Origin of the sequence: Micromonospora craterilacus, assembly GCF_003236315.1 — a bacterium.
In the GTDB taxonomy this organism is placed as follows: domain Bacteria; phylum Actinomycetota; class Actinomycetes; order Mycobacteriales; family Micromonosporaceae; genus Micromonospora; species Micromonospora craterilacus.
In genome coordinates, this window is sequence record NZ_POTY01000317.1 from 1 (window position 1) to 6524 (window position 6524).

The following is a 6524-nucleotide window of genomic DNA, read 5'->3' on the forward strand; positions in this document are numbered from 1 at the left end:
GGGCGGGGGAGCTTGGCCCCGAGGTGGTCGCCGGAGTGCTGCTTCGGTCCGGCGACGGGGTCGCCGCCGCTGCCGTCGTCGCCGCACCGGGCGACGGTGACCGGCTCTCCGGGGGCTCCTCGCTGCCGCCCGCACCGGCGCGCCGCGAGGCCACCAGCCCCGGGTCGCCGATCAGCACGGGTGGGTCGTCCTTCGCGGCGGTGTCGTCGGCCGGTGGCCGGGACGCCACGGCTGCCGCCACCCCGGCCACGATGGCAAGCACGATGCCCGCCGCGGTGGCCAGCACCGCCGGACGCCGGAACCGACGGGCCCGGTCACGGCCGGCCGGCGAGGTCCCGATGGTGGTCGCCTCGGCATCGGCGAACCCGGCTGGCGGCGCCGCGGGGGCGGCTGCGGCGGGACGCGGACCCGGCGCGGGCGGCGCCGCCGCCCACGGCTGGCTCGCGACGGGCGGCCGTCCGCCCGCTGCCGCGCGGCCGGCCGCCGCAGCGGCCTCGGCCAGCTCCGCCGCGCTGGCGTGCCGGCCGGCCGGGTGCTTCATCATCGCCCGGGACACCACCGCGGCCACCGGCGCGGGAACGTCCGGCGGCAACGGTGGCGGCTCGTCCCGCAGATGCCGTAGCGCCACGTCGAGCGGGTTGTCCCCGACGAACGGGGGCCGCCCGGCGAGGCAGAGGTACGCCACGGCGCCGAGCGCGTAGATGTCGCTCGCGCCGGAGATCGGTTGCCCGGCGGCCTGCTCCGGAGACATGAACGAGGCCGTGCCGAGCACCATGTGGGCGGCGGTGATCCCGGCCGTGGCGCCGGAGCGGGCGATACCGAAGTCGACCAGCACCACCCGGCCGTCCGGCTTGACCATCAGGTTGCCCGGCTTCACGTCACGGTGCACGATGCCGGCCAGGTGCGCGGCGTGCAGCGCCTCGGCGGTCTGCGCCACCACGGACATGGTGGTGACCGAATCCAGCCGCCCCGCCCGCCGTAGCCGGGCGCCCAGCGGCTCGCCGTCCACGTACTCCATCACCAGGTAGTCGACGTGGCTGCCGTCGGCGAGCGCGGCCCGCCCGACGTCGTGCACCGCAACCACCCCGGGGTGCCGTAGGGCCGCCAGCATCCGCGCCTCGGCCCGGAACCGGGTGGTGAACTCGGGGTCGGCGGTCAGCCCCGGCAACAGCACCTTGACCGCCACCTCGCGATCCAGCAGGAGGTCCGTACCCCGCCAGACCGCACCCATCCCGCCGGTCGCCACCCGTTCGCCCAGCCGGTACCGCTCGCTGAGCACGACCCCCGAAGTCAGCACCGGGCCACGGTACCGGCCGTCGATCCGGGCTTGCGGCCCGGCCGCCCGCTCGCCCGGCCGCCCGTCGGCGGGGTGAGGGCCCGGCCGCCGCGCGTGCGGCCGACTACGCTGGCGGAGGTCCGTCCCACGGGACATCAGCGGCGAGGGGAGACGCGCACATGGCGTGGAGCTGGCGGTACGAGGGCGCGAACGGCGAGCCGGTCGACGGGCCGGCCGAGTCGTTCGGCAGCCAGGCGGACGCCGAGTCCTGGATCGGCCAGACCTGGCGGGAGCTCGCGGCGTCCGGCGTCACCTCGGTCGCGCTCGTCGAGGACGATCGGGTGGAGTACCGGATGAGCCTGCTGCCCGTGGCCGAGTGATGGCCCCCCGGGACGCCGAGCCGCTGGTGCTCGGGGTGCCCCGGGCGGCGTTCCGGCCCAGCCCGGTCTTCCTCGTCCTGGTCGCGCTGCTGGTGACCAGCGCCCTGCTGACCTGGCACGGGATCGGCAACGTCCGGCTCGCCGTCTTCGGCTTCGTCGTCTCCGGCTGGCTGGTCTCGCTCTGCCTGCACGAGTACGCCCACGCCGTGGTCGCGTACCGGTCCGGCGACCGGGGAGTGGCGCATCGCGGCTACCTGACGCTCAACCCGCTGAAGTACAGCCATCCGCTGCTGTCCATCGTGCTGCCGGTGGTGGTGGTGCTGCTCGGCGGCATCGGCCTGCCGGGCGGCGCGGTCTGGGTGGACCGGCACGTGATCCCCGGGCGGCTGCGGCACACCCTGGTCAGCCTCGCCGGTCCGGCCACCAACGTGTTGTTCGCGCTGGTGCTGGTGGTGGTGCTGCGGCTCGGCGCGCCGGGCGGCGGCCCGATCGAGTTCTGGGCCGCTGTCGCCCTGCTCGCCTTCCTCCAGGTGACCGCCAGCGTGCTCAACCTGTTGCCGGTGCCCGGACTGGACGGCGGCAACATGATCCAGCCGTGGCTGAACCCGCAGTGGCGGCGGATGTACGACCTGTTCGCCCCGTACGGCTTCATCCTGCTCTTCGCGCTGCTGTGGAACCCGCGGATCGGCGGCTGGTTCTTCGGTGCGGTCTTCGCGATCGGCGATTTCCTCGGCCTGCCGTCGGGGCTCTACGCCAGGGGCCTGGAGCTGGTCCGCTTCTGGCAGGGCTGACGCGACCGGGCTGACGCGACCGGGCTGACGCGACCGGGCTGACGCGACCGGGCTGACCCGCGACGAGCGCGGCGCGGCCTTCGGAAGCGACCCGGGCCGACCGGGCCGACCCGAGTGGCCCGGCCGACGCGAGGCGCGCCGGCCGGGCCAGGTCGGATCAGGGACGCGCGGCCGGCGACTCGGTACGCGCCGGGTCGCGCTCGGTCACCGGCTCGACGATCTCGTCGATCGCCTTGAGCAGCCCGGCGTCGAGCTTGACGCCGGCCGCCTTGACGTTGTCCTGCACCTGCTCGGGCCGGGTCGCCCCGACGATCGCCGAGGAGACGTTCGGGTTCTGCAGCACCCAGGCGATGGCCAGCTGGGCCATGCTCAGCCCCGCCTGGTCGGCCAGCGGCCGCAGCCGCTGCACCCGGGTCAGCACGTCGTCGGTGAGCCACTTGGCGATGAAGCCCGCGCCGGACTTCTCGTCGGTGGCCCGGGAACCGGCCGGCGGCGGCTGGCCGGGGAGGTACTTGCCGGACAGTACGCCCTGTGCCATCGGCGACCAGACGATCTGGCCGATGCCCAGCTCCTCGCTGGTGGGGACGACCTCGCTCTCGATGACTCGCCAGAGCATCGAGTACTGCGGCTGGCTGGAGACCAGCGGGATGCGCAGCTCCCGGGCGAGGGCGTGCGCCTCCCGGATCTGCGACGCCTTCCACTCGGAGACGCCGATGTAGTGCGCCTTGCCGGAGTGCACGACGTCGGCGAACGCCTCCATCGTCTCCTCCAGCGGCGTGCTGTAGTCGTACCGGTGGGCCTGGTAGAGGTCCACGTAGTCGGTCCGCAGCCGGCGCAGCGAGCCGTTGATCGACTCCATGATGTGCTTGCGGGACAGGCCCCGGTCGTTGCGACCCGGGCCGGTGGGCCAGTACACCTTGGTGAAGATCTCCAGGCCCTCGCGCCGCTCGTGCTCCAGCGCCCGGCCGAGCACGTCCTCGGCGCGGGTGGCGGCGTAGACGTCGGCGGTGTCGAAGGTGGTGATGCCGGCGTCCAGGGCGGCTCGGACGCAGGCGACCGCCGCGTCTTCCTCGACCTGCGAGCCGTGGGTGATCCAGTTGCCGTACGAGATCTCGCTGACCATCAGGCCGGAGCGGCCCAGGTGTCGGAATTCCATGCCCTGACCCTAGCCCGCCCCGAGCACGGCGGACCGCCCCGGTGATGGGTGCGCCCGGGCGGGATTCCGAGCCGGCGGGCTGCCCGGCCCGACCATCGCGGCCCGTCGCGAGTCGTTCAGAGCATCGGGGTGGTGTCTGCCAGCAACGCCTCGATCTCCGCGACGACCTCGTCCGGGTTGCGGTACACCGGGTCGATCAGCGGCTCGCCCCGCCGGTCGAGCGCACCCCAGCGCCCGCCGCCGTTGGTCGCCAGGAAGGCCACCGGGTGGATGAGCAGCACCGGGTGCGCCGGCGCGACGATCACCATGCCGGTACGGTCCACCACGCCCTTCCGGCCGGCCAGGTCGATCACGGCCAGGCCCTCGTCGGTGAAACCGTCGACGTACCGGCCGTCGGCGAGAGCGGTGTGGAAACCGTGGTAGCGGGTCGGCACCACGATCCGGCCGGTCCGGTCGACGGCACCCCAGCCCTCCCGGCGGACCACGGCCACGCCCTTGCGGAACGGCCGCACGTCGGCGAAGCCGGGTGGCACGACCACCTCACCGGCGGTGTCGACGGCCAGCCAGCCGCTCTCGTCGCGCACCACCCAGGCCAGCCCGTCGGAGAACGGCCGGGCCGCCAGATAGGTCGGCCCGATCAGCGTCTCGCCGGTCAGGTCGATCAACGACCACCGGTCGGTCTGCGGCCCGCGTACCCAGGCCAGACCGTCCCGGAACGGCTGCGCCTCGGCGTACCGGGCCGGCACCACCATGTCCCCCTCGGGGTCCGCGTAACCCCACAGGCCCTGACCGCCGTCGCGGGCGGGCACCGGGCTGCGGTCACGCTCCAGGATCTCGTCCCAACCGCGTGGGTACGGCCCGAAGCCGCCCGCCTCGGCCCGGGTGGCGATCGCGTCCAGCCCGATCCGGACCCGGGCCAGCAGTTCGGCGTCGCCCTCGCCGCGCAGGTCCAGGGCGCGCTCGAAGTGGTGGCAGGCTTCGATCAGCCGGCCCTGGTCGTAACAACAGCGGGCGGAGTGCTCGTGCAGGGCGGCCCGCAGCCGGTCGGGTAGCTCGGCCGAGTTGGCCTCCGCGAACAGCCGGTCCGCCTCGGCGAACTCGCCGCGCCAGCGCAGCACGTGCGCCAGCCGCGCCTGGGCCAGCGCGGCGCGGCGAAGTTCCCCGGTCGCCTCGGCGTAGGTCAGCGCCATCCGGCCGTCGGCCAGCGCGTCGTCCAGATCGCCGAGAACGCGTGACGCCACCGCCCGCAGGCTCAGCAGCCGGGCCCGGGACCGGTTGTCCAGGGCCCCGGCAAGCTTGTCGGTGAGCCGGTCCCGGACGGTCCGCAACTCCTCCGGGTCATCCACGACGTCACGCAGGCTCGTCGGGTCGAGACGCCAGCGGTAGTTCGCCAACACCTGCTCGGGATCGGCCGGCGGCTCGGGTTCCTGATCGGCATCGTCCGCCGCCCCGGCCGCCGGCTCACCGTCGTCCACTGCCGTGGCATCGGCGGGCGGTGCGGAGACGGGCGGCGGAGCGTCGGTGGGCGGTGCGGCGTCGATGGGCACCGGACCGTCGGTGGGTGCCGGGCCGTCGGTGGGTGCCGGGCCGTCGGCGGGCGGCGGGCCGTCGGCGGGCACCGGACCGTCGGCGGGCGGCGGGCCGTCGGTGGACGGCGCGGTGAAGGGTGGCGCGGCGAGCGGCGGTCCCGAGGTCGGCAGTGTGGTGGCCGGTTGCGCCGGCGCGGCGACGCTCGATGCCGGCGGCGCGGAGACCGGCCGCGCTGGTGGCGTCGATGTCGGTGGTGCCGGTGGTGCGGAGACCGGCGGCGCTGGTGCTGCGGAGACCGGCGGTGGCGCGCTCGGCGGTGCTGAAACCGGGGCGGCGGAGATCGGCGGTGCCGGGGTCGGTGGTCCTGAGACCGGGGTCGCGGAGATCGGCGGCGCTGGCGGCGTCGACGTCGGTGGTGCGGAGACCGGCGGTGCCGCGCTCGGCCGTCCGGAGACCGGGGTCGCGGAGATCGGCGGTGCCGGCGGTGCGGAGACCGGCGGTGCCGGCGGTGCGGATGTCGGTGGTGCCGGCGGCGCGACCGGTGGCGCGAAGGTTGGTGGTCCCGAGATCGGCGGTGCAGAGATCGGCGGTGCTTGCGGTTCGGAGGTTGGCGGGACCGAGACCGGCGGTGCGGAGATCGGTGGTGCGGGCGGTCCCGAGACCGAGGGCGCGGACGCCGGTGGTGCCGGCGGCGCGGACACGGGTGATGCGGGCGGCACCGAGCCGGGTGACGGCGGAACGTTAGGCGGTGCCGAGACCGGTGCCGCCCAGGCGGCCGGCGCGGTTGCGAGGTACTCCGGGTCAACGGGCGGCGCGGCTGCGGGGTGTGCTGGGCCGGCCGGCGGCGCGGAATACGGGTACGTGGACGGCGGCGGAAGCGGGCTACTCGTCGGGGCCGGCGGAGTGGATATCCGGCCCGCGTCGCCGCCGCTCAGGGCTGTGACGCCATCGGCGGACGCCGGAACCGCGGTTCCGGGTGATGCCGGCACCGGGTGCCCCGGCCGGGCGGCGGCCGGGGCAGGCGGTCCGGAGGTCGGGGTAGGCGGTCCGGAGGTCGGCGGTGCGGAGGCTGGCGGCGCGGAGACCGGCGGCGCGAACGTCGGTGGTGCGGAGACCGGTGCCGCCGAGGCCGGTGACGGCGCGCCGGGGGGCACGGAGATCGGCTCGGTCGGGCGAGCCGGTTCGGCGGTCGGGCGAGCTGGGCCAGGCGCGGCGGCCGGCTCGGCCGGGGGCCGCGTGGGGGCGACGCGGTCCGGCGCGGCGGCCGGACCTGGTGTGGGTGATCCGAACCAGCCCTGGCCGTCGGCTGGCGGCGGGGTCGGCACAGGCCGGGACGGTTCGGCCGGCGGCGGGAGGTACCGGGTCGGCTGGCGGGCGGCGGGCTCCAGCTC

Annotated in this window: 4 protein-coding genes and 1 pseudogene; 2 read left to right on the forward strand and 3 right to left on the reverse strand. The window is 75.6% G+C overall.

Translation table 11 applies throughout. The annotated features are described in order from the left end of the window. Positions 1-1297: serine/threonine-protein kinase (locus C1I95_RS30910; protein ID WP_111219237.1), on the reverse strand; the 1297-nt coding region annotated here is incomplete at its 3' end. Between the two features lie 158 nt (positions 1298-1455). On the opposite strand from C1I95_RS30910, the gene C1I95_RS30915 reads away from it, so the two are divergent. Next, positions 1456-1656 carry a hypothetical protein gene (locus tag C1I95_RS30915; RefSeq protein ID WP_111219239.1) on the forward strand — a complete coding sequence of 67 codons (201 nt, stop codon included), beginning with the start codon at positions 1456-1458 and terminating at the stop codon, positions 1654-1656. After that, the gene (locus C1I95_RS30920; protein WP_111219241.1) at positions 1656-2447 is read left to right on the forward strand and encodes a site-2 protease family protein; all 792 of its coding nucleotides are present in this window, start codon (positions 1656-1658) and stop codon (positions 2445-2447) included. The genes C1I95_RS30915 and C1I95_RS30920 overlap by 1 nt, the downstream gene beginning before the upstream one ends. Positions 2448-2604: 157 nt before the next feature. Here the strand turns inward: C1I95_RS30920 and C1I95_RS30925 are convergent, their stop codons facing one another. Next, positions 2605-3603, reverse strand: coding sequence for an aldo/keto reductase family protein (locus C1I95_RS30925; protein WP_111219243.1), 999 nt, complete (start codon positions 3601-3603; stop codon positions 2605-2607). Positions 3604-3719: 116 nt separating this feature from the next. Further along, a pseudogene (locus C1I95_RS30930) lies at positions 3720-5501 on the reverse strand (WG repeat-containing protein); the annotation flags it as partial. Positions 5502-6524: the final 1023 nt, after the last annotated feature.